The sequence below is a fragment of the uncultured Lactobacillus sp. genome (assembly GCF_947367125.1).
GTDB lineage: Bacteria > Bacillota > Bacilli > Lactobacillales > Lactobacillaceae > Lactobacillus.
Window position 1 is genome coordinate 15,140 of record NZ_CANBCQ010000027.1, and the last position, 24,261, is coordinate 39,400.

General features: G+C 35.1%; 41 protein-coding genes and 2 tRNA genes. 7 read left to right on the forward strand and 36 right to left on the reverse strand.

Annotated elements, in window-relative coordinates; genetic code table 11:
* Position 1: 1 nt before the first annotated feature.
* The 29 genes from Q0Y84_RS08055 to Q0Y84_RS08195 all read right to left on the reverse strand — a co-directional run bounded on the left by Q0Y84_RS08055 (position 2) and on the right by Q0Y84_RS08195 (position 15,001).
* Positions 2 to 1,249: a phage major capsid protein gene (locus tag Q0Y84_RS08055; RefSeq protein WP_297952513.1), complete on the reverse strand. Its 1,248-nt coding sequence runs from the start codon at positions 1,247 to 1,249 to the stop codon at positions 2 to 4.
* Positions 1,233 to 1,943 carry a head maturation protease, ClpP-related gene (locus Q0Y84_RS08060; RefSeq protein ID WP_297952515.1) on the reverse strand — a complete coding sequence of 237 codons (711 nt, stop codon included), beginning with the start codon at positions 1,941 to 1,943 and terminating at the stop codon, positions 1,233 to 1,235. The genes Q0Y84_RS08055 and Q0Y84_RS08060 overlap by 17 nt, the downstream gene beginning before the upstream one ends.
* Complete coding sequence (locus Q0Y84_RS08065) at positions 1,930 to 3,084, reverse strand: phage portal protein (RefSeq protein WP_297952517.1); 1,155 nt, start codon at positions 3,082 to 3,084, stop codon at positions 1,930 to 1,932. Before Q0Y84_RS08065 ends, Q0Y84_RS08060 begins: the two co-directional genes overlap by 14 nt.
* 200 nt (positions 3,085 to 3,284) lie before the next feature.
* On the reverse strand, positions 3,285 to 5,162 hold the full coding sequence (locus Q0Y84_RS08070) for a terminase TerL endonuclease subunit (RefSeq protein WP_297952520.1): 1,878 nt from the start codon (positions 5,160 to 5,162) through the stop codon (positions 3,285 to 3,287).
* On the reverse strand, positions 5,152 to 5,745 hold the full coding sequence (locus Q0Y84_RS08075; protein WP_297952522.1) for a phage terminase small subunit P27 family: 594 nt from the start codon (positions 5,743 to 5,745) through the stop codon (positions 5,152 to 5,154). Before Q0Y84_RS08075 ends, Q0Y84_RS08070 begins: the two co-directional genes overlap by 11 nt.
* A gap of 11 nt (positions 5,746 to 5,756) precedes the next feature.
* Entirely contained in the window at positions 5,757 to 5,909 is a 153-nt protein-coding gene (locus tag Q0Y84_RS08080) for a hypothetical protein (RefSeq protein ID WP_297952524.1), read from the reverse strand.
* Between the two features lie 357 nt (positions 5,910 to 6,266).
* Positions 6,267 to 6,755 (reverse strand): HNH endonuclease signature motif containing protein, encoded by a 489-nt coding sequence (locus tag Q0Y84_RS08085; protein WP_297952526.1) that lies wholly within the window; start codon positions 6,753 to 6,755, stop codon positions 6,267 to 6,269.
* 80 nt (positions 6,756 to 6,835) lie between these two features.
* Positions 6,836 to 6,906 (reverse strand) — tRNA-Trp (locus Q0Y84_RS08090).
* Positions 6,907 to 6,957: 51 nt separating this feature from the next.
* Positions 6,958 to 7,030: transfer RNA gene (locus tag Q0Y84_RS08095), tRNA-OTHER, on the reverse strand.
* Positions 7,031 to 7,291: 261 nt separating this feature from the next.
* Positions 7,292 to 7,744, reverse strand: coding sequence for an ArpU family phage packaging/lysis transcriptional regulator (locus Q0Y84_RS08100; protein ID WP_297952528.1), 453 nt, complete (start codon positions 7,742 to 7,744; stop codon positions 7,292 to 7,294).
* Positions 7,745 to 7,760: 16 nt separating this feature from the next.
* Positions 7,761 to 8,306, reverse strand: coding sequence for a hypothetical protein (locus Q0Y84_RS08105; RefSeq protein WP_297952530.1), 546 nt, complete (start codon positions 8,304 to 8,306; stop codon positions 7,761 to 7,763).
* A complete protein-coding gene (locus Q0Y84_RS08110) occupies positions 8,299 to 8,625 on the reverse strand; it encodes a hypothetical protein (RefSeq protein ID WP_297952532.1) in 327 nt (108 codons plus the stop codon). Before Q0Y84_RS08110 ends, Q0Y84_RS08105 begins: the two co-directional genes overlap by 8 nt.
* Entirely contained in the window at positions 8,597 to 8,875 is a 279-nt protein-coding gene (locus Q0Y84_RS08115; protein ID WP_297952534.1) for a hypothetical protein, read from the reverse strand. The genes Q0Y84_RS08110 and Q0Y84_RS08115 overlap by 29 nt, the downstream gene beginning before the upstream one ends.
* Before the next feature lie 9 nt (positions 8,876 to 8,884).
* The gene (locus Q0Y84_RS08120) at positions 8,885 to 9,196 is read right to left on the reverse strand and encodes a hypothetical protein (protein WP_297952536.1); all 312 of its coding nucleotides are present in this window, start codon (positions 9,194 to 9,196) and stop codon (positions 8,885 to 8,887) included.
* Positions 9,196 to 9,441, reverse strand: coding sequence for a hypothetical protein (locus tag Q0Y84_RS08125; RefSeq protein ID WP_297952537.1), 246 nt, complete (start codon positions 9,439 to 9,441; stop codon positions 9,196 to 9,198). The genes Q0Y84_RS08120 and Q0Y84_RS08125 overlap by 1 nt, the downstream gene beginning before the upstream one ends.
* Entirely contained in the window at positions 9,431 to 9,769 is a 339-nt protein-coding gene (locus tag Q0Y84_RS08130; RefSeq protein ID WP_297952539.1) for a hypothetical protein, read from the reverse strand. The genes Q0Y84_RS08125 and Q0Y84_RS08130 overlap by 11 nt, the downstream gene beginning before the upstream one ends.
* A 71-nt stretch (positions 9,770 to 9,840) precedes the next feature.
* Complete coding sequence (locus tag Q0Y84_RS08135; protein WP_297952541.1) at positions 9,841 to 10,236, reverse strand: HNH endonuclease; 396 nt, start codon at positions 10,234 to 10,236, stop codon at positions 9,841 to 9,843.
* Positions 10,229 to 10,483 carry a hypothetical protein gene (locus Q0Y84_RS08140; RefSeq protein ID WP_297952543.1) on the reverse strand — a complete coding sequence of 85 codons (255 nt, stop codon included), beginning with the start codon at positions 10,481 to 10,483 and terminating at the stop codon, positions 10,229 to 10,231. The genes Q0Y84_RS08135 and Q0Y84_RS08140 overlap by 8 nt, the downstream gene beginning before the upstream one ends.
* Positions 10,484 to 10,506: 23 nt before the next feature.
* Positions 10,507 to 10,740 carry a hypothetical protein gene (locus tag Q0Y84_RS08145; RefSeq protein WP_297952545.1) on the reverse strand — a complete coding sequence of 78 codons (234 nt, stop codon included), beginning with the start codon at positions 10,738 to 10,740 and terminating at the stop codon, positions 10,507 to 10,509.
* Entirely contained in the window at positions 10,737 to 10,994 is a 258-nt protein-coding gene (locus Q0Y84_RS08150; protein ID WP_297952547.1) for a hypothetical protein, read from the reverse strand. Before Q0Y84_RS08150 ends, Q0Y84_RS08145 begins: the two co-directional genes overlap by 4 nt.
* Positions 10,994 to 11,650 carry an N-6 DNA methylase gene (locus Q0Y84_RS08155; RefSeq protein WP_297952549.1) on the reverse strand — a complete coding sequence of 219 codons (657 nt, stop codon included), beginning with the start codon at positions 11,648 to 11,650 and terminating at the stop codon, positions 10,994 to 10,996. Before Q0Y84_RS08155 ends, Q0Y84_RS08150 begins: the two co-directional genes overlap by 1 nt.
* Positions 11,651 to 12,640 (reverse strand): site-specific integrase, encoded by a 990-nt coding sequence (locus tag Q0Y84_RS08160; protein WP_297952551.1) that lies wholly within the window; start codon positions 12,638 to 12,640, stop codon positions 11,651 to 11,653.
* An 8-nt stretch (positions 12,641 to 12,648) separates the two neighbouring features.
* Entirely contained in the window at positions 12,649 to 12,900 is a 252-nt protein-coding gene (locus Q0Y84_RS08165; RefSeq protein ID WP_224083902.1) for a hypothetical protein, read from the reverse strand.
* Positions 12,893 to 13,216, reverse strand: coding sequence for a hypothetical protein (locus tag Q0Y84_RS08170; RefSeq protein WP_297952553.1), 324 nt, complete (start codon positions 13,214 to 13,216; stop codon positions 12,893 to 12,895). Before Q0Y84_RS08170 ends, Q0Y84_RS08165 begins: the two co-directional genes overlap by 8 nt.
* Positions 13,213 to 13,497 carry a hypothetical protein gene (locus tag Q0Y84_RS08175; RefSeq protein ID WP_297952555.1) on the reverse strand — a complete coding sequence of 95 codons (285 nt, stop codon included), beginning with the start codon at positions 13,495 to 13,497 and terminating at the stop codon, positions 13,213 to 13,215. The genes Q0Y84_RS08170 and Q0Y84_RS08175 overlap by 4 nt, the downstream gene beginning before the upstream one ends.
* Positions 13,490 to 14,311, reverse strand: a complete 822-nt coding sequence (locus Q0Y84_RS08180; protein WP_297952557.1) for a hypothetical protein — start codon at positions 14,309 to 14,311, stop codon at positions 13,490 to 13,492. The genes Q0Y84_RS08175 and Q0Y84_RS08180 overlap by 8 nt, the downstream gene beginning before the upstream one ends.
* Positions 14,312 to 14,376: 65 nt before the next feature.
* The gene (locus Q0Y84_RS08185) at positions 14,377 to 14,505 is read right to left on the reverse strand and encodes a hypothetical protein (RefSeq protein WP_297952559.1); all 129 of its coding nucleotides are present in this window, start codon (positions 14,503 to 14,505) and stop codon (positions 14,377 to 14,379) included.
* Between the two features lie 128 nt (positions 14,506 to 14,633).
* The gene (locus tag Q0Y84_RS08190) at positions 14,634 to 14,870 is read right to left on the reverse strand and encodes a hypothetical protein (RefSeq protein WP_297952561.1); all 237 of its coding nucleotides are present in this window, start codon (positions 14,868 to 14,870) and stop codon (positions 14,634 to 14,636) included.
* Entirely contained in the window at positions 14,870 to 15,001 is a 132-nt protein-coding gene (locus Q0Y84_RS08195) for a hypothetical protein (RefSeq protein ID WP_268886905.1), read from the reverse strand. The genes Q0Y84_RS08190 and Q0Y84_RS08195 overlap by 1 nt, the downstream gene beginning before the upstream one ends.
* A 98-nt stretch (positions 15,002 to 15,099) precedes the next feature.
* Between Q0Y84_RS08195 and Q0Y84_RS08200 the strand changes: the two genes are divergently transcribed.
* Complete coding sequence (locus tag Q0Y84_RS08200) at positions 15,100 to 15,360, forward strand: hypothetical protein (RefSeq protein ID WP_126708848.1); 261 nt, start codon at positions 15,100 to 15,102, stop codon at positions 15,358 to 15,360.
* Here the strand turns inward: Q0Y84_RS08200 and Q0Y84_RS08205 are convergent.
* On the reverse strand, positions 15,336 to 15,491 hold the full coding sequence (locus Q0Y84_RS08205) for a hypothetical protein (protein ID WP_297952566.1): 156 nt from the start codon (positions 15,489 to 15,491) through the stop codon (positions 15,336 to 15,338). The genes Q0Y84_RS08200 and Q0Y84_RS08205 overlap by 25 nt on opposite strands.
* Entirely contained in the window at positions 15,488 to 15,691 is a 204-nt protein-coding gene (locus Q0Y84_RS08210) for a helix-turn-helix transcriptional regulator (protein WP_297952568.1), read from the reverse strand. Before Q0Y84_RS08210 ends, Q0Y84_RS08205 begins: the two co-directional genes overlap by 4 nt.
* A gap of 103 nt (positions 15,692 to 15,794) precedes the next feature.
* Between Q0Y84_RS08210 and Q0Y84_RS08215 the strand changes: the two genes are divergently transcribed.
* Entirely contained in the window at positions 15,795 to 16,265 is a 471-nt protein-coding gene (locus Q0Y84_RS08215; RefSeq protein WP_297952570.1) for a DUF2321 domain-containing protein, read from the forward strand.
* Here the strand turns inward: Q0Y84_RS08215 and Q0Y84_RS08220 are convergent.
* The gene (locus Q0Y84_RS08220; protein ID WP_297952572.1) at positions 16,258 to 16,392 is read right to left on the reverse strand and encodes a hypothetical protein; all 135 of its coding nucleotides are present in this window, start codon (positions 16,390 to 16,392) and stop codon (positions 16,258 to 16,260) included. The two genes, Q0Y84_RS08215 and Q0Y84_RS08220, sit on opposite strands and share 8 nt — an antisense overlap.
* Positions 16,393 to 16,409: 17 nt before the next feature.
* A complete protein-coding gene (locus tag Q0Y84_RS08225; RefSeq protein WP_297952574.1) occupies positions 16,410 to 16,619 on the reverse strand; it encodes a helix-turn-helix transcriptional regulator in 210 nt (69 codons plus the stop codon).
* A gap of 136 nt (positions 16,620 to 16,755) precedes the next feature.
* Here Q0Y84_RS08225 and Q0Y84_RS08230 point away from each other — a divergent pair, with 136 nt between their 5' ends.
* The 4 genes from Q0Y84_RS08230 (at position 16,756) to Q0Y84_RS08245 (ending at position 19,993) form a co-directional block, all read left to right on the forward strand.
* Positions 16,756 to 17,412 carry a LexA family transcriptional regulator gene (locus Q0Y84_RS08230; protein WP_297952589.1) on the forward strand — a complete coding sequence of 219 codons (657 nt, stop codon included), beginning with the start codon at positions 16,756 to 16,758 and terminating at the stop codon, positions 17,410 to 17,412.
* Positions 17,413 to 17,431: 19 nt separating this feature from the next.
* On the forward strand, positions 17,432 to 17,983 hold the full coding sequence (locus tag Q0Y84_RS08235) for a hypothetical protein (protein WP_297952575.1): 552 nt from the start codon (positions 17,432 to 17,434) through the stop codon (positions 17,981 to 17,983).
* Between the two features lie 56 nt (positions 17,984 to 18,039).
* Positions 18,040 to 18,585, forward strand: a complete 546-nt coding sequence (locus Q0Y84_RS08240) for a hypothetical protein (protein WP_297952577.1) — start codon at positions 18,040 to 18,042, stop codon at positions 18,583 to 18,585.
* 184 nt (positions 18,586 to 18,769) lie between these two features.
* Entirely contained in the window at positions 18,770 to 19,993 is a 1,224-nt protein-coding gene (locus Q0Y84_RS08245; protein ID WP_297952579.1) for a site-specific integrase, read from the forward strand.
* Between the two features lie 226 nt (positions 19,994 to 20,219).
* Here Q0Y84_RS08245 and Q0Y84_RS08250 read toward each other — a convergent pair whose 3' ends face one another.
* Positions 20,220 to 20,720, reverse strand: coding sequence for an SLAP domain-containing protein (locus Q0Y84_RS08250; RefSeq protein WP_297952581.1), 501 nt, complete (start codon positions 20,718 to 20,720; stop codon positions 20,220 to 20,222).
* 178 nt (positions 20,721 to 20,898) lie between these two features.
* Between Q0Y84_RS08250 and cls the strand changes: the two genes are divergently transcribed.
* Entirely contained in the window at positions 20,899 to 22,389 is a 1,491-nt protein-coding gene (cls, locus tag Q0Y84_RS08255) for a cardiolipin synthase (protein WP_297952583.1), read from the forward strand.
* A gap of 37 nt (positions 22,390 to 22,426) precedes the next feature.
* On the opposite strand, the gene Q0Y84_RS08260 is transcribed toward cls, so the two are convergent.
* Positions 22,427 to 23,674 carry a tetratricopeptide repeat protein gene (locus Q0Y84_RS08260; RefSeq protein ID WP_297952585.1) on the reverse strand — a complete coding sequence of 416 codons (1,248 nt, stop codon included), beginning with the start codon at positions 23,672 to 23,674 and terminating at the stop codon, positions 22,427 to 22,429.
* A gap of 85 nt (positions 23,675 to 23,759) precedes the next feature.
* Entirely contained in the window at positions 23,760 to 24,035 is a 276-nt protein-coding gene (locus tag Q0Y84_RS08265; RefSeq protein ID WP_297952587.1) for an HU family DNA-binding protein, read from the reverse strand.
* Positions 24,036 to 24,261 lie beyond the last annotated feature (226 nt).

The following is a 24,261-nucleotide window of genomic DNA, read 5'->3' on the forward strand; positions in this document are numbered from 1 at the left end:
ACTAATTAATTTCCTTTGGTGGAGTTTCTTGCTTCTTATTTTCATCTGGATTCTTTTTGACCTCAACAGTTGGCTTAATAATATCTTGAGTTGGAATGTCTGCAGATAAGAAATATCCTGCCTTGGCATCAGCCATACTTGTACCAAATCTAAGTGCTCCTGCTAAGTACCAGCCAAAAATATTATCCCATTGCCACATCATGTTAATATTCTTACGGTCAGCAAAGAACAAACCTCGACCAAGATCACCAATAAATGCTTTTGCATCACCAGCTTGGCCTAACAAAGTATCGCCTACACGTTTAACTGGTAATCCAAGTAAAGTATCACCAGATTTTGAGGTCATATCTTGATGGAAAATATATCGTCCTTGAGCATCCTTTAAAGTATCAAGTGCATTATAAAGACTTTGAGTAACAACAATAGTTGGATGATATGCAGGATCAAGTCCAACATTAATAAGCCATTTAAAGGCATCAACTAGATTATCTTTATTAGCAGTAGCTGCAGAAAATTGTTTTAATTTATCTGAAATAGCTGCATTAGTTGTGTTTACTTTTCGCTCACCAATTTGCTGAGTAACAATTCCTGACACATCTACTGCAGAATCATCAATAGCTTCTTGTGAAATAGGGATTGCACCACGATAAGTATCAACTTTCCAATTAACATTTGTAAATTCAGGAAGTGCCATTTCAGGATTTTCTTTCAATTCATCAACTGTTTTGAAAGCATCATCAGCACGCTTTAATACTGGATAAGTACCACTGCCAGTTACAACAGGTGTCTTCGTAATCAGAGTTGATAAATCAACTACTGAATTAACTTCAGCACTAGGATTATAAATAATTTGTTCAGGAATAGTTGGAGATACCGTTGGTCTGGTTACACCTGTAGTACTGGTATCACCAGCATTTAAGAACCGCCCAGCATGAACAAAGTCATTAATCTGTTTTCTTGCTTCCGCAGCAACCTCTTCCTTTGTCTTATGGATATTCTTTAAATTAGTAGCTTTGCTTTCGGTTGGCTTACCTGCACCAGGATGATTAGTATCCCAGTTTGTCAATTGATCAAGCAAACCATCTCGCTCCATCTTAGCTTGATCTCTGTCTTGAATAATTTTATTGTAGTCATCTTTAGTTAAATTATGATCTACAAGACCAACAGTAGCTTTATTATTCAAATCAGCATAACGCGCAGACGCTTGCATATATGCCGTTTGAATTTGATCTTTAGATAATGTTCCCATTACTTTCTCCTTTAAAAATTGCTAATTTTTCATCAAAAAGAGCATCACTCTCAGACTTTTTATATTCTGAGGGGGTGCTCTTTTGATTCTTTATTAAATTCATAAGTTTCTTAACGGCGCTCTTGGATGGAATATCATGAAGACTATTCACTACTTGAGGAACTTTTTCATTTTTCTTCATAATTTCATCGGCAAAACCTTGGTCAACTGCATCTTTAGCAGTCAAGTACGTTTCTTGTTTCATTAATTTAAGGACTTCATCTTCGGATTTACCAGTTCTCGTTTGATAAATACCTGCAATTGTTCGATCAGTAGTGCTTAATACTCCGGCTGTATGAGTAAAATCATCTGAATTACCTGCTCCAGCCGTAGATGCTTTATGAATCATCATCTGTCCGGCAGGGCTAATAATTAAGTGATCACAAGCTTCTGCAATGATTGTTGCAGCTGAAGCAGCCATTCCTTGAATCACTCCAGTAACTGTACCTGGATACTGATTAATCATTGAATAAATTTCAGATGCAGCAAAAACATCCCCACCATAGGAGGCAATATCCATTTCTACTTCTTCACCCTGAGCTTTATCCAATGATTCCTTGACCATATTGGGACTAACATATTGCATCCCAAAATAATCGAAGAATTGACCTGTATCATTGTCAACAACATCACCTTTAACATCAATTTTGATCATTATTCTCACCTCCTTCACTTGAAGTAAATGGGATTAGATCTAACGGCAATGCTCCAGATTTTTTTAGTAGCTGCTGTGCCTGATCTCGATCAATTACACCAGCCTGTAGCATTGAATTTACCTGATTAATAGTTAAAGAATCATCAACATCCAATGCTGACTTAACGTCTAACTTTAAATCTGGACAATTAAATTTCAGCTTTAATTCATCCAAAATTGGATTGATATAAGAATTTAAATCTGAAATATAGTTACCCTTAACCGAATCAATATTGCTATGCTGAGATTCGGTAGATTGGCCACCACCCAGCATATCAACCGGAATACCAAAAGCCTTTGATATTTGGGATGCTGAAAAGTTAGCATTTTCATTTAAAGCCTTAAACACATCAGCTTTTACATCTAACTGGTTGAATTTAGAATCATCAGTCAATACCATTAGTCGGCCGTTATTTTCACCACTATTTGCTTTTTCAAAGCTTTTTCTAGCAGCTTCACGATCTTCATCATTAAGCTGACTTGCCGGAACAGTTAGAATTCCAATTGGACTAATCTGATTTTTAATTGAATTAAGCGTAGCCTTACGGCTATCAGCACTAATTGTCATTTCATATGTCAAAGACTCCAAAGGAGACATGCCAATCATGTATTGATACCGTGAATCAGGCATAATCCTAAAGTGCAGAATTTGATCTTGAGTTAATGTAAATTCTTTTTCACCATTAAACGGCGTAATTTTATAAGTTAACCCCTGATAATCATCTAAAACATTGATTTCACTAACTTCTGAAGGGCGTCTTTGTTCAAGACTCATCCCCTTAATAGGCACATAAGAGTTACCATCCAGTAATAGCTGAATAATTACACTTTGCCAAAAAGAAAACCGGCTGATTAGCCGGTTAGGAGTGTTCAGTAAGTTATAAACATATTGATTAGCAGTCTTAAATCTTGCTGAAGCAATATCTGATGAAATTCTATTAATAACACTAAAAATATCACTATTTAAAAGAGCTTGATTCGTACTTACCAAGTTTAAAGGCTGATTACCAATAAGTTGAGTAAAAACTAAGCCGTGAGTTGCAGGTACTGAAGTAGTCATATTTTTAATTTTATGTGGTGACGCTCTACTTAAAAGCCCCATCTAATCACCTCTTTTCTTGATCATTATTTATAATCAATCCAAAAAGAATTAATGTAAATGCTGATACAAACAAACCTCCAGTTATATTCATTAACCTATAGCAGGCAATATTTAAAAGCACAAAGCCTGCAACAAATAGAATAGCCTGAATATAAAGAAAATAGATTTTTTTGATAATTTTCCAGAATTTATTGATCATATTACGCTCCAAAAAGATTCTTAAAGTAGTTATTTCGTTGTTCTTGTGTCATCGTATCAAGCAATTTAACATCTTTATCCTTGTTAAAGCCCTCAAAATAGTTTTGTGCTTGAGAATAAGCATTAATAATGGCATCTGCAGTATCGATATGCTGACTAACTCGGTTTTGCCGGTCAATTTTGACCATGCCGCCCTTATCAGCAACTAAAACAGCATTATTTAAACCATCGACTAACAATGGATCATTAAGCAAGGATACATTTCCGTCAATAAATGCTTTCTGTAATCCCTTAGTAGGCTGATTTAGCTGCAGAGACGTTTGCTTGAATGGAATATATGGCCAATCTGGCTGATAATTTTCCACACGCTTAGCAAACCAAGTTAAGTAAGCAGGGTCAACGACAATAGCTTTTAAATTTAGCTCATTTGACGAAATATATTGCTCTAACCAGTTCCAAACTTGCTCATAGTTAATCGTGCCAGAGGAATTATTAGTAATCTCACAGAAGCCCTGACGAGCTAGATTACGATAATTCAAATTATCTTGATGTTCTTTAGCTGCAATGGTCTTAGCTTGAGCAAATGGAATAAATGAATACTGCTCAATATGAAATTTATGATCATCATAAGGGAAAATCATACCAAAAGCGGTATTGTCATTAGACATTGAAGCATCAATTCCAACAAATACATCCCTGCCATGAATATTAAAATCAGAAACTATATTTTTCTGAATATCTCTTAGTGGCAAATATGAATCTTGAAACTGACGTGACCACATATTCATTGATTTATTAGCAAAATCGCTTAATTTTCCCGATCTCTCAAGGTTATTTCTTAGGTCAATTAACCCGGCTAATCGCTTATCATGGGTAGATTTATCATGCAAAAGTGGATTAGATTTCTCCCAAGTTTCTGGCTTAAAGACCTCGTTTTCATTATCTTGCGCAAAATTTAAGAAAAATGTATCGTCAGCAGTATGAGAATCAGTTTCAATTGCTTTCCTTAAACTATCTTCTTCATGCTTAAAGGCACAATTTGGATTAGGATAAGCTGTTGAAATCTTCACCAATAACCGATTAGGATTATCACCTTGACCCATCATGATATCTGAAACTTTTTTATCATATTTTGTCTCGAGACCGCCAATTTCATCAAAAATTGCAAATAAATCGTGCTTAGAATCAAAAGAATTGCGACCTGAAGCAGTACCTTTACGTACAATATTTCGATTATTATGACCAATGATTTGAGTAGCTTGTACTTCAACGTCTTGAGCCTTACAATCTTCAGCAAAATCAGGTAAAGCAATCACCTGTTTTGCTTGCAATGAAATATAGTCAAAAAGCTTATTAACATGCTCTGAATCAACGGATGCTACCAAGAAATCTTGTGCAGATCCCTGAAGACCAATTGCAAAATAGCCAAAATTTAGCAAAACCGCCGCACAAAATGTTTTAGCTTGCTTTCTAGAAGTAGAAAAATGCACAACATGAAATCTTGAACCACCGGTTTCTAAATCACGCCAACCGATTGTTGAATCAAAAAGAAAACTTTCAAACCCGTACGGTTTAATTTTTTGACTTAAATCAAGCGGATTGGGAAGTATTCTGGTGAAATATTCAATTGCATTAACGTATTCTTCAGAATAAGTAAATGCAAAATTATCCGTACCTTGTAAAGATAGATCATTCAAATGGCGAAATGCTGCTAATTGTACATCCCTGCCAGTAATATATTTGTCTGTCAGCAATACATCAGAGGCAAATCTAGTGCCATAATCAGTTACTTGATTAGCAATATCAGTGAACTTGGTCTGAAAATCGCTCTCTCGCACATATTTTTTGATGTCTTTGACTTCTGTTAGATCATACTCCATTGAACTTCACCAATCCTAAAGGAGAACCAGAACTTCCAGTATTCTTCTGTTGAGCGTGATAATTCTCACTTTCAATATTTGCTGCAGCTCTCGCATTAAAACTCATACCTAGATCAGCACATAAAGTTTTCATTGTTCGCTCTGCAGTATTTTTAACAGAGAACATTGGATTCGGCTTAGTTTTGTCTTGAATCTGCTTAGTAACTTTAACAATTTTTTGAACTTCTTTACCTTTTGCATTTTTGTAAGTCATTACTTGCGGAACTTCAATATAAGCCGACGGATATGGACCATCCTTAGCAATTTCTTCTTCAGCAGTTCTGAAATCTGAATATGCTGAACAAAGAGCAGCTAAATTCAATTGATCAAGATATTTAATATTACCAATTTTCTGTAATTCAGGTACAATCTGACGCCACAACCATTTTCCATGTTTATCTAAATGACTAGGTGGCGTAGGTTGGACTTCTTTAAGATCCTTATTCATTTCCTTAAATTTCTTAGATTGGCGTTTTTGATAAGGACGGTCGCCATCCCCGACATTAAGTTTGCGTTTACGACCTGCATGTTTAATATTTGCCACCTAATCACCTCCTATCTTTTCCAGTAACGACCATCACTTAATATTCCAATGACTGGTTCTCCTTTTGGATTACAATAAATTAAACCGTCGGGGCTAAAACAAAATTTATTTTTTAAATGTTTTTTACAATACCATTTTCCATGACCAAATTTAAAATATTTCACTGCTTTCCCTCCTGAATTAATGCGGTAAAAATAACATGTCAGTACTGCCATCTGAATGAAAAATAGGTATTAAAGTTATCCCATGATCTTCTCCATCCGAATTATCGTTTGCAGAATCGCTTGAACATGCCGATAATCCGAAAATTAAAACCATCAAAGTTATAATTAATAATATTTTTACGATGTAGCATTATTCTTTTCCTTCCTGAATCAATGCAAAAAGGCCTAAAAGTAAAAAACTGACTCCAATTATTTGTCCCATAATTTAAACCACCTTTATCAGAGTTTAATTACTGTTCGCTCAAAAGAAAAAGACGGCTTGGCGCGTGCTCTCAATCGACTTGACCCACGGGGGCCCTATTTACTTTTCTCACGCGTTAAAATCCAATTTTGAATTTTTTTGCGTGGCCAAGCCTTGCTCGTGTCTAAATTAGCAATTAGGGATGCACCATATATTTGCTGTTCCAGCTTTGTTTTCCAAAAGTGACACTTTTTACATAGTACCCATAAATTTTTACGGTCCAGCTTTAATTTAGGCTCAACCTTGAATGGAATAATGTGGTCAACTACTAAAAATGATTTTGCATCATAAGTATGACCGCAGCATTCACATGTCCACATTGACTGGCGTCTTAGATCAGCCGATAAACGGCGCCAAGGTGATGAATGATAGAAGGCATTCGCAACCGAATCACGCCGATATTTGTTATAGCTTTTGTAATTTGTTTTTTGATAATTGAATTGACGCTTATGCCAATTCTTTCCGTGCTTTTTACAGAACGGATTCTTTTGATCAAATGGAATTAACTGACTACACGTCGGATATCTACATTTCTTGAGCTGCATCCCTCTTACCTCATTTCTTTTGCAAAATAAATAAGCAATCACAAACGTGATTGCTTGCCGGTCGTTTAACACGTGACCAACACGAACTGTAGGGATCGAACCCACATCTCTGGATTTGGAATCCAGCATACTACCTTTGTACTAAGTTCATAGGAGCTACCCATTTCATCAATTGAATAAGACTACAACAATTGGGTAGCAAACAGAGCTGCAGGGATCGAACCTGCATCATCGACAGGCAATGTCTGACGTCTTGCCAATTAGACTAAGCTCTGAGTCTGGGATGCACACATATCAATTGATATATATGCATCTCTTAAGGAGGACTTTCACATCCATAAGATTGTTAAACAAAAACATACCGCAGTCGAATGATCCTTCCCTAATCATTCGACACTACCATATTACAACGAAGTAGGGTTCACCGAGGGTTCAAAAATGATTCAACTTTGATTCACAAATGATTCATTTTGGGTTCAGTTTGGGTTCACTTATGATTCACTTAGGGTTCATCTAGGGTTCAAAAATGATTCATTTTATTTATCAGATTGCTTTACTATCAAGCTTTCTAGCCAATCACAATTATGATTAGGATTACTCTTCTGCACATCTAATCTTCTTGCAAACTCTAGTAGTGCATGATTCTTTCGTCGATGTAAACTAGATCTTGAAATAGTAAATCTATTAACCAAATCCTTATCAGAATAATACTTAAAGTAGCAGAGAATAAATATTTCTCTTTCGTGATCAAGATCAGGAATGTGATGAGCAGCAGCATGAACAGCAATCAAGGCAGTGTCAGCAGACCAGTGATCAATTAGAATATCATCTGACTTCTTCGCACTACCATGACTGACACTAAAGGACAATTGAGGACTAGATAAAGATGTAACGTCACGATCAGCTAAACTAGCTAATTTTCTGAGATCTTTTTCTAAAAAGTTGCGCGTCTTATCTAGTGTTTTTTCAACATCAATATCTAACTCCACAATGCATCCCTCTCACTTATTCCCTATATTTATCATCAATTTTCTGTATGCACTTCTTATGATCCGGTGTGACATAATATGTGCCAATCGGAATATTTTGCCAAATTGTATTACATACTTTTAACTTATACCCATTGTTCAGTAAAAATGACTCTGTAACTTTTTTATTGTAAAAATTACGTTTAAAGATAGCAGTTAAATCTCTACGCTTTGATTTAATAAAGTAAATTGGCTTTCCATCTTTAAACTGAATATATTTCCATACTGGTTTAGGTTTCAAGTCATATGCAATTCTAACTTTTTTTACCGTTGAACCCGTAACATGGAATCGTTTGGCAATATATGTTCTAGTATGTCCAGCCTCAATTGCTTCAACCATCTTTTCCTGTTTATCAATTGATAAGCCAGCAGCTTTATTGTTGGCACAAAGTTTTTTGATCTTTACAAACATTTGGTCTTTCTCTGGCGTCTCAGAAATAGATCCATACTTAGCTTCACATTTTTGCACCAAGTGCATAACTTCTTGCCATTGCTGACGTTCAAGCTGTCTATACTTATTCAACTTGATAACCTCTAATCAATCGTACATATTTAGCTGGCACTGCAAATGGTACCCAATGTTGAATTTTAGAAATATCTGCACCGTAATTTACTGGTTCATTTTTCTTATCAATACCTATTAAAGTTGAAAAAATGCCATCTTTATTCCAATTATTTTTCAACTCATTTGTAAGATCATTTGCATTGAAAGGCGTAAATAACAACTCAACATATGAAGAATTAGGGTATGCATACTTAAAAAAAGATTGTGCCTTCATCTCTTCTTTTTCACTCTTAGTAGTAGTTGTCTTTCTAGTTGTTGTCTTTTTGGTTGCTACCATAAATTTTCTCCTTTAAACGTGGTGTGATCTTCAGTTGTAGTGCAAATTTCTTATTCCAATCCATCGCATTATAACCTTGAAACACCAATCTTTTTAAATCTACAGATGTGAAGACAATTGCATCAGGTATGGCACCATAGGCTTGTGCAATAATTTGCTTAGCAATTTTTTGCATCCCATAAGACCAGCTTTTTTGACTAATATCGTCAATATCAATCTTGACTGCCTTAGTTCTATGTTCTCCCTTCATGCTATCGCCTCAATACTTTTTCTTATGGCTATCATGCTTATAAAATTTCCAAGGCTGATAACAGATTACATAACCAAGATTTACTTGACCACCATTGCTAATGTTTAGCCATCTATCTTTATGAACATTGATTGCATCAAAAACATCATCAACAGTTAAATCTTTAAACTTGAAAACTGACCCATCCATGGTGTAGATTGCTACACCTTCAACATAATCATTTTCAGTTTTAAAAGATGAACTTTTGTAATGATCTGGATTAGTGTCGATTTCTTCATAACCTTTAGTTAAGGCTGAAGCATTATTTCTGTACTTACTCATTATTTATTACTCCTTACATCCCAAACATTGTTACCAACATAAGTTAACATATCCTCATTCTTTACTACTAGCTGTCCATACTTAGTTGGCACTGAGACCAAATCAAAACGATTAGTCAGCCCAGGAACCATAGGCTTGGCTACTGAATCAATTCTCCAGCCGTGCTGTAACAAATATCTAGCTTTATAGGTATTTCTGAAATCTTTTGTAGTAGCTCTTGTTCCGACTTGCATTTCAATTTTCATTTTCTTGCCCCTTCATAAACTCATTTGCAATTTTTAACATATTGATATATGTATTAAGACTACTAGCCACAATTGCCGTAATGTCTCCGTATAAATCTATATACCAACAATCAGTACTGTCCTTTCGCGGTGGAACGAGTGAAAACAGCAAATGTTCATCCATGTATACGCGAACGGTTCCAGCATAAGAAGAAATCGATTTCAAGCCACTGGTATCGTGACTTAACACACGAAACGCGTCCTTCTTTTCCTCTTCAACATGAATTTTTGCCTTAGTAGAATCACCTGCAGTATGCTGAAGTTTTTTCTCAAATTCTTTAATTTTCATTACTTTTTTCCTTAATTTTTAGCTTTAACTTTGCTACCAAAACACCGCTCTTTGATAGTTCTTGGTTACCTTTAATTTGCAATCTCTTCGTGATTAATAATTGCTGCTTCTTTCCTAGTGACTATCATCAAATTACTTAAATCAAAATTTGATCTATCACCATCTAAAAAAATCACTAACTGGCCACGTTTTAAGTGGCAATGATGTTCTTTTTCATAGAGGAATCGATGATAAGGCACCCATTTATTAGGATCAGCAACTTTGATATATGTATATCCATCTTTTTGATGTCGGATTGAACCAACTGGACGATATTGAGGTGGACGATTGCCTTTTCTAAATTGGCCTTTTCCATGACTCAAATCTTTATGCAATCCCTTATTCCAAGGAATATGACCTTTTTTAAACTGCCCTTTATTACTACTCAGGTCAACATGCAGTCCTTTATTCCAAGCTTTTCTAGTCATGTTCCTTATCTTCCTTTACACCAATCATCCTTGGTAGTTTCAAATTTGAGTCCTCTCTAGTATCCATAAATTTATTTGCATCAAGGACAACGCGAGCATTATCAACTATTGTGTGTGCAATTCCATTCATGGCTTTGCTACGATCAATTTCTTTTTTCAGTTCATCATCTTTGATATCATCCTTGTCTAATCGAACCAGCTGATTAAACAGCATGTCATTAAGATCACTTAAATTATTACTTGCCATTTTTCACCTCAATAAAATCTTGCTTATAGCCAATCTGTCATTTCATACTTGGTATTCTCATCCAACTTTCGCCCGCAATTAGGACAATACTTAATAGGATAAGGTAAGCCTTTAATCATTAAGTACCATTTACCATCCATTTCACTTAAATTAACGTGAAAATTGTTCATTGTGGATGCATATAAATCTGGTCCATCGTGAAAAGCATTCAATGTACTGCAAAGATAGCAGTTATTTGTTTTTAATGATGCGGTCATTTATCTAGCCTTCTTCCACACATAGGACAACATTTGAAAGTATCAAGACCTATTTTGCTATAAGTTCCGTCTGGTCTTTCTTCATAAAAGCCAAAATATGTTCCTTGATTATCATGTAAACTTAGTACTGCTTCAACATATCCATCTCGTTTTTTCATCATCACAGGTTTAAAAGGCCAATGGCAATATTCACATTTATTATCATTTTCAGCACGGTTTAACTGCATTAATAAATCATCGAAATGAACTTTCATTATTTAAACTCCTTTACCCAATTTCTAATATCAAACTCTTGCTGAATTTCTTCAGTATGAGGCAGTTTGATAATTTCACTGAAGCCCAACCAGTTATCAGTATCATTTCTGATGAAATAAGCTTCTTTTGCATCCCTTTCAAGGGAATTACATTGAATGACCACACCATTCATTCCCCGAATTGCCATATTAAAAAGCAAAAATGGAATAGCCCTATCACTCATTTCTTCAGCTTGGTACCAATAATTTCTAGGATCATAAGTTAAAATTGAGAATCCTGTATTCTTAGCAAACTCAGGCTTTAAGTGAACCGGATCTCTTAACCGGTCATTCCACCATCTTGTTATCAGAATTCCTCCTGTCCCTGCCGCAGGCTCATAGTAAGTTCCATTACGACTCTTTCCAACTAGGGATGTCATTAGATCAGCGATGCTTTGAGGGGTAAAATCTTGCTTTTTAGATTTGCGTTCTGCTTGTTCATCCTCAAAGTATTCATGGAACCAATCGAACTCCATATTTGTTGAAATTTCTAAGAACTTCTTGAATGTTTCTACTCTTTTTTGATTATCAAGCATTAACTGCAGCATTCTTTCAGGTGCTTTATATGACTCATCGATGTCTAGCAAAGCATTCACTGTTTTTACATCAAATAACATCTAGTCACCTAGCCCGTCCATAATCTTCACAATTTGTCTATTATCTTTCTCTCTCATTTCATCCAGCAAGTGGATATATGTCTTTTGCGTAGTAGTAGTGTCAGCATGCCCAAGTCTTTTAGCAACAGACTGAATTGAAACACCATTAGCGATTAGCAGGGATGCATGCGTATGCCTAAGATTATGAAAGGTGACTCTTGGAACTTTAGCTTCTTTACACAATCTAGATAAATAGCTGTCAATTGTTGCGTTATGAATTGCTACATACTTTTTAAATCGTTTGCGTGGCGGACGTGTCCTGTGTGTCATTTTCCAACTAGTCCATCTTTTAACGAAAATAGGTTCGTTCTTTGATACACCAAACATGTTTCTTCTTAAATCATCTTCAGCTTGTGAATCAATCGTAATTACACGATGGGAATACTTATTTTTTGTTTCCATGAAATCACTGTCGCAGCCAGCTTTATAATTCCAAGTTTTATTCACATAAACCGTGTGTTTATCAAAATCTACATCCGCTGGCGTTAATCCCAACACCTCGGCAAACCTTAAACCAGTTCTTAGATCAAAGTCACACATATCAGCTATCGGATGATAGTGCTTTTCCAAAACCTTTTCTAGACGTTGAACCTCATCAACTTCCAGATACATCTGGCGTGTGGCCTTATGCTTAACTTGACTTGAGGCTACAACTTTATAAGTCGGATCTCTTGCAACCCATCCTTCATATGCTGCATCCCTTAATGGAGCTTGAATGTGGTGTAGGAAGTCCTTAACTGTTTCTAGCTCATGGGTTTCACCGTATTTGTTAACGATCTTTTGCACATCCGTTCTAGTTAATTTGTCTAAATACAGATTTGGGGCATTTTCTTTAAGCCAGCGCTGAACTTGCTCATATTTGATATAAGTTACATCGCGTATTTTCTGGCTTTTCCAAACAGTGATCCATTCTTTGTAATATCTGAATAGCTTAATATGTCTTTTAGCCATTAGATCACCTACTTAGTGCCGTTATCTAGAAGACTCATTTGTCCCTTAACTGGCTTATCCTTATCGTCATCAACCGGAAGCTCCGTTTGATCACTTACAAAAATGGCTGTTGCACCGTCTTTAAGCATTGCAGCCAAACGATTTAGATCAACTGTCTTTCTTTCAGCAGTAAAGCTAATGCTTACGCCGTCTCTATTAATACTCAAACTAGTTTTAAATTTCCCATGGCACTTAACAGTCGCTCTTTTTAATTCAGTCATTTTTATCCTCCATTGCTGACATAACTTTGGCAAAATTCCAGCCCATAATCATTGCTTCTTTAGCAAAGCGACCTGATTCACCTTTTAATGAGCTTGCCAGGACATTATCCGCTACATCTCCGAAGCCCAAGCCAACTTCATCACGAATGTTATCAATCAAGTAACTCAATGCAGAAATTCTAATTTTGTCTGTCATTGCTCCACCTGATAAATGTTGATTATCAGTCAAACGTTCAATTGGAGCATAGCTAACAAACTTAGCTGCTGTAATAATATTTAAAATGCGCTGTTCATCAATCATTCTCTTAGTTTTCATGCAAGTGCCTCCCACTTCTTAAATCCTTTATAAACAACAGGCGTATCAGCACTAATTCTAGTAACTAGATCACTGTTATTAATCTGAATTACGAACTCTGCGTTGCCAATTTCTGCTTCTTTGTTAGGTCTATATGTCCTAAGATCTTTAGTTACTTTTCTGATCCCGTGATTTGCAAGTGAAGACGTGGTGAATGTTCTAAACAGCCATTCTGGAGTAGTTACAATTCCAGCTGGTAAATAAACCAGCACTTTCTTGCTGATGTTTTTGTCATTATGCATTTATGTCTTCTACCTCCGGTAAATTTCTGATTGAGCTGATAAAGTAGCCGGCTGGATACTGCTTAGCAAAGATTGCTACGTTGTCAATAATCGGATCCAGCTGTTTTTCAAGCTGCTCAATTGATTTAGAGCCAATAGCTTTAGCTAATTGGGCACGCTCCGAATTAGAAAAAGCGACCATCGGATTATGCCATTTAACCCTAGCTTGATTGAATTTAAAAATTATTTTATTTAGTTTTTCATCTCTCTCATAATCAAGAGCTGGGGATTTATCCACAGTTCTAGTTTTAGGGAGAGGTTTAGAGAGAGATAAACTAAGTATTTTATCTAGTAAGTATTTAGTCTGGTTAGTATTTAGTAGTGTCGGATTTTCCAACATAGGTTTTTCCAACGTTGGATTTTCCGACTTAGGTAACTTAAACTTATACACAGCTTTAATAATTGTTTTTCTTTTTTTAGTTTTAGACTTAGCTGCCTTTTTAGCCTTCTTTTCTGCAGCTTCAGCAATCCAAGCAGTATTTGGCTCTTGTGATAATAGCCACTCATTCTGACTAGTTAAATGGCCATTCTTATCACGTTTACGACTACGTCGTAAATAACCGGACGCTTCAAGCTCTGCAAGACCAGTTAACACTTGATCTCTGCTTCCCTTAGAATGCTTAGCTACTTCTGAAGCATAGAAGTTCCAGTTATCTGGTCGACTCCATAAATAAGTGAAAAGCCCTTTGGCTTTCCACGATAGTTTTGTGTCTTCAATTACAGTGTTATCAATCACTGTATACTTAGTTTTGTAAACTTTTTTAATCTTCGGCATGTATGTTTCCTCTTACGGTGGTATACTTGTTAAGGATTATCAATTTATCTTATGTGTTTGACACGTTACCTGATTTCAGGTAGCGTGTTTTTTTGCAGTTTGGTCAAAATAGTTTCTTTTGCCCAAATGTCATTATTGCGGTCAAACAAAGCATTGCTGCTATGTAGCAAATTATTGAAAGTTTGTTCTGTCATTGTTCATCCCTCCTACATTCCAGTTGCAAGGACATCAGGGACACAATACAGACCTAAGACCGCTAAAGTGATTAATGCTACGTACATCACGACAACTACCGTTTCTTTCTTGTCATAGTTCAATTCTCCTAATTTTGTAGATCACGCAAATGCGGATCCATATGTTTTTCTTCAAAGTTCTTTGACTGCCAGATCAAGAACTTTTGCCAACGAGGTTCAATAATAAAAGTTGACCGTGTTGATACTCTTACAATCGCATCCCTATAAGGGGATGCTTCACACTTTTGGCGCCAAGTAGCCCAAGTTTGAGCCTTTAGACCATAATCTTCTTGAATCTGCTTGGGCGTCTTCCAGCCGTTTGCCATCAACGGTAATCATCTCCTTTCATGTGCATATACTCAGAAATGATGGCCTTCATTGCTTGAGGATCACTGTCTTGATCCAACTTACGACCAATATACTTTTTCATCTTTTCAAGTAAATCTTCATCAGTCACGTTTCTCACCTTCTTTCAAATGTTTTGACTATTTTCTCAGACGGGGCGTTACCTCTGATTTCTCTGTTAGAATTGAATTAGAGAGGAGGTGACTATACATGAAAATCATTTCATATAATCAAATTCCGTTTAATGAATTAACCAAAGATTACATGTTTGCAGAAAGAATGACTTTTAAACCCGTAAAGCCATTTAGTGCTCAGATCATTGCCCAATCAGCAGGTGAAGATAAATTTGGCAACTCCTACTTATATCAAGAATGGGACAATGGAAATAAAGCTTTTTTACTTAGGCATGTAACTGGTAATCCACCTATGAACCATATCAAGGCAAATTATGAACTCGAACCTGATGAATAAATTGAGCCATCAGGCAATATGCCAAAGGAACCATTTTTATCTTTAGAATGAATTCCTTTTAAAGAGGAAGCTGCAGTATTTTTAGGCTGTGGCTTTTTCTTTGCTTTCAAACACACTTCTCTAATTGTCATTTCGTCGCCTCCTTGTCTCTCAAGTCATCTAGGCTTACTTTTAGAGCGTCTGCAATCTTACAAGCATTGGTAAAGCTAGGATCAGATTGCTTTGTTCGATAATTTCTAAGTGTGTTATCTGGAATACCTGTCAGTTTTGACAAACGATAAACAGTAAGTGATTTTGCCTTCAACAATGTCTCAACTTTGTTCCACATCATATTGTGTTTTCCTTTCTTGATAGCCACTATATTCAGTGATAAACTAGTTAAGCTTAAGATTGCTCTATAAAGTAGTGATACTTTATATATAAGGAGGGAAAATATGGACATTCAATATAAGCAAATTATTTGTCTAAATGGACATCAATTAACTGATGGTGCTGATTGGAATAAACCAGTAACTGGATACTGCAAAAAATGTGGTAAAAAGTTAATTGATTCCTGCCCAAATTGTCATTCAGTCATTAGGGGATACTACTATGCTGATGGTTTTGTAGTACTTGGTAGGCACTCAGTTTCCGTCCCAAAATATTGCGAAACTTGTGGTAAACCTTTTCCGTGGACAGAGACATCCATTAAGGCACTAGAAAATTTACTAACTTTATCACAGCTAGATCAGCAAGAGCAAAACGAACTAAAAGAAGCTATCCCTGATTTAGTAAGTGATACGCCAAAAACTAAATTAGCTGCTTATAAATGGAAAAAGTTTGGCAAGCCTATCCTAGATGTTGCAAAGGATATTTTGGTTGGCATTGCCACCGAAGCTACTATAAAAACAATTTATCCTAATTAAGTCTATGACCACAGTTTTCACAGTAATTGCCATTATGAACAACATGACGACAATATTTACAAACAATTAAATATTTTTTAGCTATTAGCATTGCAGTTTCTTTGTCTGCGATGCTTTTCTTTTCCATTTCGTTTTCTCCTTCCACTACATTTTATCCGTAGTATCAGAATAAAAAATAATCTGATCAAAAGGAACACCAGTTAAATTAGAAAACATCTCTGCCGTTCTAATTCTCATAGGAGTAGTACCATTCTCATAATTTCTATAGGTATTCAATCCTACATGAAGGTGCTTAGCCATATCTGCTTGACTAAAGTCAGCATAATTTCTTGCTTGCTTCAATGTGAATTTCACTCAACTAACCTCCTTTTCATTCGCTACATCTAATATTAAACTACGGATAAAATGTATTGTCAACACAAATATGGATAAAATATACAAAAAGTTGTTTATTTTATACGGAATAAATGTATAATTGGCTTATGAGGTGGTGAAAAATTTGAATGCTATCGGAGAAAATATACGTAAGTTAAGAAAAATATATCATTACACGCAAAAGGATTTAGCTGAATTACTAGGTGTTAAGCCAACTACTGTAGCATCCTGGGAGCAAGGACGTAATAAGCCTTTAATGGACAAAGTTACAAAATTGTCTAATCTATTCGGTATATCCCCTACTGAGTTAATTGGAAAATCAAACTCTAACCTATCCAATAATTCTCAGCCTACCAACATGAAACCTATTGAGCAATCAGGGATGCATGTTGTTCGCATCCCTATCATTGGGACAATTGCATGCGGCACTCCTATTCTTGCTGAACAAAACATCGACGGCTATACAACAGAGTTTTTTGATGAAAAGCCAGATGGCACATTATTTGCTTTAAAATGCCAAGGTGATTCTATGGAACCTAAAATTCCTAACGGTGCTACAGTTATTGTCCGTCTCCAGCCTACCGTTGAAAATGATGAAATAGCTGCAGTATTGGTTGACGATAATGAAGAAGCCACACTCAAGCGCATTAAGCATGTCGGTAATCAAGTAATGCTAATGCCGGAAAATAAAAAATACGATCCTATTCTTCTCAATGAAGAAAATCCCGGTCGTATCTTAGGTAAAGTAATTAAAGTTAGTTATAGTTTGTAAAACTCGGAGATTGTAACAAATGAAATACAAAAAGTGGCTGCCTACTTTAGTAGCTAGTTGTGCATTTTTTAGTTTTGTAGGTGCAACTGATTCTTCAAATTCTCAAGTAGAAGCTACATCGCTTTATACACAAAAAGCTTATACAAAATATGCAAATAAGTTTCACAAAGTGGTTATTTTGAAAAATACCCAAGTTTATAAGGTACATCGTGGGAAAGACGAAGCACATAACATATATATCAAAGCATATATGCTTCATCCTGGTGATGTAGCAACTATTAGAGACCGTGGAGTTGCTTGGGGTTGGACAATAGGCAAAAAATACAATTATTGCTCTATGCGTGATCCATTCAGTTTTAGTTGGTTTGATACTTATCAAAGGCACTACTACATTGATTATGGACTATTTCATGGAGCAAAAAAACGTGTCAATAAGTCCTACACCTTTACATGGAATCAATACTGCAAGTTGGTAAAAATGGGTATGTGGGATTTAATGTATCATCCCTATGGAGCTACTCATAATAAAATTATGAAGCAAATTAAACAATGGGATATTAAAGCAAGCTAGTATATTTTTTGTCCACAGTGACGTTAAACCTGAAACTATTTCGGAGGATATAGAATTTGAATAAAAAGATTTTATCATTACTGGCTGTCGGAACAACTCTCTGCGGAGTTTTATCAGCTCCTACTTCAACTGTGTTTGCAGTCCACACCAAATCAGTTAAAGTAGCTAAGAAACATAGGCATGCTAAAATAAGAGTTGCTCATAAGAAGTTTAAAGTACCTTACAAAGCTTTAGCTGGCGCTCAGCCAACTGAAGTTGTAGTTACTAAAAGAATTAAGATGTTTGAATACAACCCTCGACTAAAAAGAATTCTTAAGCAAGATCTTAGTTCAGGCCAAGTTGTAACTGCTACTCAAGCAAATAATAACGCATGGATTATTACCCATTTAGGCTATGGTGCCGTAAACAAAGGCTCTATCTGTGTCGTAAAAGGCAATGGCTGGTTCATGACAAAAGCCGAGCGAGACAGACGTTTACAAAATGCACAACGTAGATTTAACAGTTCTATTGAAAATCAAGTTGGCTCTCAAGAATACAACGCAATGCGTAATAAATTGAATGCTGACAGAAATGATATCAGGAACTGGATTGAACAAAACTAAAAACTAAAAACTAAAAAAATCCCCCACCCGTCTGGCAACGAGTGAGGGTCAATTCAGCAATGATCTGGCAATCATGCTGAATTAGAAAAATTGAACTCTAACTGAACAAAAAATTGAACAGCAGTGTGTGAAAGCACAGCGGCTTTCGCATACTCTATTTTAACAGAAAATAGAGGTAAATAATATGTGGATTGTAAAAACAAAAACAGGTAAATTTAAATTTGTTGATAATTACAAAAATCCTTTAACTCAAAGATATCAAGAAGTAAGCGTTACTTTCGGTAAAAATAATAATCAAGTAAAGAAAAAGGCACAATTACTTCTTGACGAAAAAATTCGCAAACGATTAACTGACTTACAGACTGGTAATACGGATATTACTTTTGAGCAACTTACTAATAAGTATATATCAATTGCCAAACAACAGTTAGCCCATACTACCTGGTATCGTAAAAAAACAACATTACAAAAAATTAATCGCGAATGGGGCACTAAACTTATTGCTAAAAATATAACATCACAATTTATAAACAAGTATCTTGATAGCCTACTTTACGATAATCCTCGTCATTACTCAAATGGAACAGTTAATAGTTATAAGTCATGTATTTCTGGTGTTTTTGATCTTGGAATTAGATACGGATATATTTCTAAAAATCCTGTAAATCAGGTAAAAATAACTTGGAAAAGTCAATCCAAAAAAAGACATGAAGAAATAGAAAACAAATATCTTGAAGATGATGAATATGCTAAGATTTTAACTTATTGCGATAAGCACAATCGCCAAGATCTAAAGGACCTTTTTATCTGGTTATATAACACAGGCATGAGATGTGGTGAGGCAATTGCTCTTAAAAAGAAGAATATACTACAAGACAAAGATGGCAACTACTTTGCTAGAGTTGAAGGAACATTAATTTTTATTAAAGGAGAAAAAAAGCCAAGTGAAAGATATCGCAAAACCAAAAATGCTAAAACATTTTCTGGTGATCGTGATGTTTATCTACCACCAGAGGCTAAAAAAATAGCCCTTGATCACTGTAAAGGAAAAAAGGCAAACGATTATATTTTTACAAGCAAGTGGTATCATAATAATTATTTTAGCATTAGTTCTATAGACCGCATGCTAAAAACTATCGCAAAAAAAGAAGAAATACATAAAAATTTGGTAACGCACATCTTTAGACATACACACGTATCAAAACTAGCCGAACAAGGTTGGCCTTTAAATGTGATCCAGCACCGTGTAGGTCATAGCAACTCAACAATCACTCAGAAAATTTACTTGCACATTACCAACAAAGTAAAAAATACTGCTATCGAGCGTCTAAAGAATTTTCCTGATTCTCAAACTATTCTACAAGAAGATAAAAATAAATCTAAACTAAAAGTAGTAAAAAACAAATGAATTTGAAGCAGGAAAAAAGCAGGAAAATTCAAAGATTCAAGAAGAATATTAAAGAATGCCGAAGAGCAAGAATAGTCCTAAAAGGCACATATACCAAGGAAAAAGCTAGATATGATACTACTTCAATTAATGACCACAGATTTCACTTATAAAAAACCACATCACTTCTTTATTCACAAATAGAAAAGCGGCCATATCAAGTTGATATAGCCGTTTTTTCGTGCCTTTAATAATTAATGATTGTGGTTAATACATTATTTGCCTTTATATATTCATTTTCTCCAATTTGAATATATGGCCGTTCATCAATTTCAATATGACCTAAATTTTTAACTTTAGTACCTTGCTTAACAAATTTACCTGAAATTGGTTGTCCATTTTTATCATAAACATATGATGGATGCTTGATACGATTTACAATCTTCATAGCACTTTTAACATAAGGTAAAAATGCGCCTTCCTTAACGAATTTGTTTTTTCCAATTCGTACGAAAGTATTACCGTTAATTACCTTAATACCTCTTATCTTGTAAACGCGACCCCTTCTTAAATGACCAATTTTTTCTCCGTTGCGATTAAAAACTGTTGCTCTTCTAGTTAAGTTTAATCTCTTACCCTGTTGAATCGGATTAGCTGCCGCTGCATTAACCGTTTGAGTAGTCATCGCACCTAAACTTAATGAAGCAAAGGCTAGCCCTGTCATGTAAATAATCTTCTTATTGATCATAATTTCTACCCCCGTACAATAATTATGTCTTTCTTACCTTTATTCTATCAAAAATAACACTTATTGTTGAACTTTTGCTTAGATAAATTTAAATTTTCTTTATCATACTAAACATAGTCTTTTCTTTTTTTTACTGCTACAATTACTTCTATAGTTACTTATGTAAGGGGAGTTTTTTATGAATTTTACCTGGGATGTTATTCGCAGGATAATTGAAATTCTGTGGATTATCAATATAGCATTTGCCGTATGGACGGTTTTCCGCAGTCATCGCAGTGTTGTGTCTACTTGGGCTTGGATGCTAGTATTAACAGTTTTGCCTGGTATCGGCTTTATTCTTTATCTTTTCTTCGGGCGTCAGCTTTCACATGATGAGATTTTTGCTATCCTAAGTGAACAAAAAGTTGCCCGCAATTACTATCTTCAACAGCAAAAAGCAATGCTAAAAGACCATGATCTTCTACCTGAAAAAGAACGTAAGCCACGTGCGCGAATGTTATCGGAACTGAACTTAAACAATGATGATGCTATTTTAACCTTTGCAAATAAAGTAAAAGTATTCATCAATGGTCCTGAGTTATTTGAAAATATGATCACTGATCTAAAACAAGCTAAAACTTCTATTAGTTTAGAATTTTATACTTTTTATGCTGATAACTTAGGTAAACGAGTGTTAAAGGCTTTAGAAGAAGCTGCTGCAAAGGGTGTTAAAGTTAGAGTTATTTATGATACCTCTGGTTCTCATGGCACTAAACCTGCATTTTTTGATCATTTACGAGAATTAGGCGGAGAGGCTCAACCTTTTATTTCAACTTCTAAAAAACATTGGTTTACTACGCCTCGTTTAAATTATCATTTGCACCGTAAATTAGTTATTATCGATCATCAAATTGGCTATATTGGTGGTTTTAATATTGGTGATCAATACGTTGATCAATCCAAGAAATTTGGTCATTGGCGTGATACTCATTTACGGGTTAATGGACAAGCATCTACCTTAATGGAAGTTCGTTTTGCGATGGATTGGAATACATCTACTAGACGAACTGCGCTGCCAAAATTTAATCTAAGTGAACTGCGAACATTTACTATTGATCGCCAAGACCTTAACAATACTGAAAATGTAGCTATGCAAATTGTTTCTTCTGGTCCTGATAATCAACACTATGGTATTCGACGCGGTTATGAAGGGATTATTGCCGGAGCTAAACAATATATTTATATTCAAACGCCATATTTAATTCCTGAAGAATCAATTCTAGAGGCACTAATTATCTCCGCAAATAGTGGTGTTGATGTTCGGATAATGATTCCTTGCATGCCAGACCATCCTTTTGTTTACCGAGCAACCGAATATTACGCTAAATATTTAGTTGCACATGGCGTTAAGGTTTACAAATATAATAATGGTTTTATTCATGCCAAGACTATGGTATCTGGTTCTAATATTTCATCGGTTGGTTCAGCTAATCAAGATTTTAGAAGCTATACTTTAAATTTTGAAGTCAATACATTTAATTACAATCCTCAATTGACACAAGAACTTAAACGGATTTTTGAAAATGATTTAACCGAATGTACCCTTTTAACTAATGAATACTTTGCTCGACAATCCAAGTGGCTTAAGTTCAAACAATACTTTTCACGGCTACTGGCTCCTATCTTCTAAAAAATACCACGAAGCAAAAAACTTCGCGGTTATTTTTTTACAAATTATTATAAAGATCCTGCATTTCGCCATCTTCTGGAACCAACTTAAGATACCTTGCTAACAGTTGTTTAGTAATCTCATCGTTGTTTTGAACATTGAAGAAAATAATCATTTGTCGCAAGAAATCAGGGTTATTATTAAAGCTTGGGTAGGCTAGTAAGAATTCACTCTGTGCTTTTTCATTATCCTCTAAATCTTCATATGAAAGAGCCAAATTCCAATGTGCCTGCGGCTCTATATTTTCTTCATCCAAGTCCTTAAATAAAGCAATATCTTCATTTGCTTGGTGCTGATGAACGTAGAGGTTAGATAATTGCATCCGTAAATCACTATTGTCTGGAGCCATTTTTAACCCCTTCTCGAGTAAATTACGAGCAGTATCTAACTCGTTTAAATTAGCTGCAGCACGAGCACCAATTGAATAAAGTACTTCATCCAACTCATTATAGGCTAGACCAGCTTGAGCGGTCCGCAAAACTTGCTCATTATCATGTTGATGTTCATAAGCTTGTGCTAATAATGGATAAGCATTTACATAATCTGGGCTTTGTTCAATTACTTCATCTAAAAATTTGATTGCTTGTTTATCATCACCAACAGACAAAAGAATTAAGCCGGCCTCATATTTAGAATCAATATCCAAAATACTATTCGTATGTTCATGAATGACTTTAGCAGCTTCTTCATAATTACCGATCTTAGCAAAGGTCGCAAATAGTCTTTGATATAAATTCACCTCACCAAAGGTATTTTGTCGCTGAATTAAATCTTGATATAATTCGAGCGCTTGCTCATAATCGCCACTTAGATATTCAATTTCTGCCAAACCAAATTTAATTGCATCTTCTTCAGGATCTAAGTGCATTGCTTGCATTAATTTGTCTTTAGCAGTCTCTATTAGGCCATTTGTTTGATAATAATCTGCTTGTACTAACAGACTATCTAAATAAGCAGAAGAGTCTTTAGAGACATTATATAAAAGCGATAGGCCATCATCATCATCACCATCATTTAACATAATTTCTGCTAAGTAAACTTTAAACAAATCTTCTTTAGGAAATTTAGCAATTAAAGCTCGATATATTTCCTTTGCCAAGTCTGTAAAACCTAAACCTGTCAAATTTTCTGCTAAAGAAGATAATACTTCAGGACTATCATTATCCAAAGCTTCTTTTAAAAGATGTTTATTTTGTGAAAAATCGTGATTTTGAATTGAATCTAATAATTGTTCAGAATAGCTCATAGTTTCTCCTCCAATCAAAGTACCATTGTACTAAAAAAAGACGCTGGAACAAAATCCAACGTCTTAACTAAATTAAGATAAGTAATTACTTAACAGCTTCCTTAAGAGCCTTACCTGGCTTAAATGCAGGTACTTCACTAGCTGGAATTTCAATTTCATCACCAGTTTGTGGGTTACGACCCTTACGTGCTGCACGGTGACGTACTTCAAAAGTACCAAAACCGATCAATTGTACCTTTTCACCCTTAGCAAGATTATCTTGAATTGATTCAAAGATAGCATCAACAGTAGATGCAACTTGTTTCTTAGTTAACTTAGTTTTTGCAGCAACTTCAGAAACTAATTCTGCCTTATTTGCCATGAATAATTCACCTCCCGAATTTGAACCTAAAGTTCAAAACTTTTTCTTTGTTTTATAAAAACAAGGAAAAATGATCACGACCAATCAAGTTCCCTAAAAACAAAAATATCACAAAAACCTTATTACAACAAGGCTTTTTGCGATATTTTAGGCTCTATAATTTTTCCTGTTGATGACTTATCTATATGATAAGCTGTTAACAAGTTTTTTATTGCATTAAAAAAGG

Excerpts from the sequence above, each read along its gene's own strand:
- cls (WP_297952583.1), top strand. The coding sequence starts at position 20,899 with ATGAATTTTACCTGGGATGTTATTCGCAGGATAATTGAAATTCTGTGG.
- Q0Y84_RS08150 (WP_297952547.1), bottom strand. The coding sequence starts at position 10,994 with ATGAAAGTTCATTTCGATGATTTATTAATGCAGTTAAACCGTGCTGAA.
- Q0Y84_RS08070 (WP_297952520.1), bottom strand. The coding sequence starts at position 5,162 with ATGGAGTATGATCTAACAGAAGTCAAAGACATCAAAAAATATGTGCGA.
- Q0Y84_RS08215 (WP_297952570.1), top strand. The coding sequence starts at position 15,795 with ATGGACATTCAATATAAGCAAATTATTTGTCTAAATGGACATCAATTA.
- Q0Y84_RS08260 (WP_297952585.1), bottom strand. The coding sequence starts at position 23,674 with ATGAGCTATTCTGAACAATTATTAGATTCAATTCAAAATCACGATTTT.
- Q0Y84_RS08125 (WP_297952537.1), bottom strand. The coding sequence starts at position 9,441 with ATGAAAATTGAAATGCAAGTCGGAACAAGAGCTACTACAAAAGATTTC.
- Q0Y84_RS08145 (WP_297952545.1), bottom strand. The coding sequence starts at position 10,740 with ATGACCGCATCATTAAAAACAAATAACTGCTATCTTTGCAGTACATTG.
- Q0Y84_RS08205 (WP_297952566.1), bottom strand. The coding sequence starts at position 15,491 with ATGACAATTAGAGAAGTGTGTTTGAAAGCAAAGAAAAAGCCACAGCCT.
- Q0Y84_RS08220 (WP_297952572.1), bottom strand. The coding sequence starts at position 16,392 with ATGGAAAAGAAAAGCATCGCAGACAAAGAAACTGCAATGCTAATAGCT.
- Q0Y84_RS08175 (WP_297952555.1), bottom strand. The coding sequence starts at position 13,497 with ATGCATAATGACAAAAACATCAGCAAGAAAGTGCTGGTTTATTTACCA.
- Q0Y84_RS08115 (WP_297952534.1), bottom strand. The coding sequence starts at position 8,875 with ATGAAGGGAGAACATAGAACTAAGGCAGTCAAGATTGATATTGACGAT.
- Q0Y84_RS08250 (WP_297952581.1), bottom strand. The coding sequence starts at position 20,720 with ATGATCAATAAGAAGATTATTTACATGACAGGGCTAGCCTTTGCTTCA.
- Q0Y84_RS08055 (WP_297952513.1), bottom strand. The coding sequence starts at position 1,249 with ATGGGAACATTATCTAAAGATCAAATTCAAACGGCATATATGCAAGCG.
- Q0Y84_RS08065 (WP_297952517.1), bottom strand. The coding sequence starts at position 3,084 with ATGGGGCTTTTAAGTAGAGCGTCACCACATAAAATTAAAAATATGACT.
- Q0Y84_RS08060 (WP_297952515.1), bottom strand. The coding sequence starts at position 1,943 with ATGATCAAAATTGATGTTAAAGGTGATGTTGTTGACAATGATACAGGT.
- Q0Y84_RS08140 (WP_297952543.1), bottom strand. The coding sequence starts at position 10,483 with ATGGCAAGTAATAATTTAAGTGATCTTAATGACATGCTGTTTAATCAG.
- Q0Y84_RS08130 (WP_297952539.1), bottom strand. The coding sequence starts at position 9,769 with ATGAAAATTAAAGAATTTGAGAAAAAACTTCAGCATACTGCAGGTGAT.
- Q0Y84_RS08165 (WP_224083902.1), bottom strand. The coding sequence starts at position 12,900 with ATGACTGAATTAAAAAGAGCGACTGTTAAGTGCCATGGGAAATTTAAA.
- Q0Y84_RS08155 (WP_297952549.1), bottom strand. The coding sequence starts at position 11,650 with ATGTTATTTGATGTAAAAACAGTGAATGCTTTGCTAGACATCGATGAG.
- Q0Y84_RS08135 (WP_297952541.1), bottom strand. The coding sequence starts at position 10,236 with ATGACTAGAAAAGCTTGGAATAAAGGACTGCATGTTGACCTGAGTAGT.
- Q0Y84_RS08085 (WP_297952526.1), bottom strand. The coding sequence starts at position 6,755 with ATGCAGCTCAAGAAATGTAGATATCCGACGTGTAGTCAGTTAATTCCA.
- Q0Y84_RS08190 (WP_297952561.1), bottom strand. The coding sequence starts at position 14,870 with ATGGCAAACGGCTGGAAGACGCCCAAGCAGATTCAAGAAGATTATGGT.
- Q0Y84_RS08200 (WP_126708848.1), top strand. The coding sequence starts at position 15,100 with ATGAAAATCATTTCATATAATCAAATTCCGTTTAATGAATTAACCAAA.
- Q0Y84_RS08180 (WP_297952557.1), bottom strand. The coding sequence starts at position 14,311 with ATGCCGAAGATTAAAAAAGTTTACAAAACTAAGTATACAGTGATTGAT.
- Q0Y84_RS08245 (WP_297952579.1), top strand. The coding sequence starts at position 18,770 with ATGTGGATTGTAAAAACAAAAACAGGTAAATTTAAATTTGTTGATAAT.
- Q0Y84_RS08160 (WP_297952551.1), bottom strand. The coding sequence starts at position 12,640 with ATGGCTAAAAGACATATTAAGCTATTCAGATATTACAAAGAATGGATC.
- Q0Y84_RS08120 (WP_297952536.1), bottom strand. The coding sequence starts at position 9,196 with ATGAGTAAGTACAGAAATAATGCTTCAGCCTTAACTAAAGGTTATGAA.
- Q0Y84_RS08170 (WP_297952553.1), bottom strand. The coding sequence starts at position 13,216 with ATGAAAACTAAGAGAATGATTGATGAACAGCGCATTTTAAATATTATT.
- Q0Y84_RS08265 (WP_297952587.1), bottom strand. The coding sequence starts at position 24,035 with ATGGCAAATAAGGCAGAATTAGTTTCTGAAGTTGCTGCAAAAACTAAG.
- Q0Y84_RS08210 (WP_297952568.1), bottom strand. The coding sequence starts at position 15,691 with ATGATGTGGAACAAAGTTGAGACATTGTTGAAGGCAAAATCACTTACT.
- Q0Y84_RS08185 (WP_297952559.1), bottom strand. The coding sequence starts at position 14,505 with ATGACAGAACAAACTTTCAATAATTTGCTACATAGCAGCAATGCTTTG.
- Q0Y84_RS08235 (WP_297952575.1), top strand. The coding sequence starts at position 17,432 with ATGAAATACAAAAAGTGGCTGCCTACTTTAGTAGCTAGTTGTGCATTT.
- Q0Y84_RS08110 (WP_297952532.1), bottom strand. The coding sequence starts at position 8,625 with ATGGTAGCAACCAAAAAGACAACAACTAGAAAGACAACTACTACTAAG.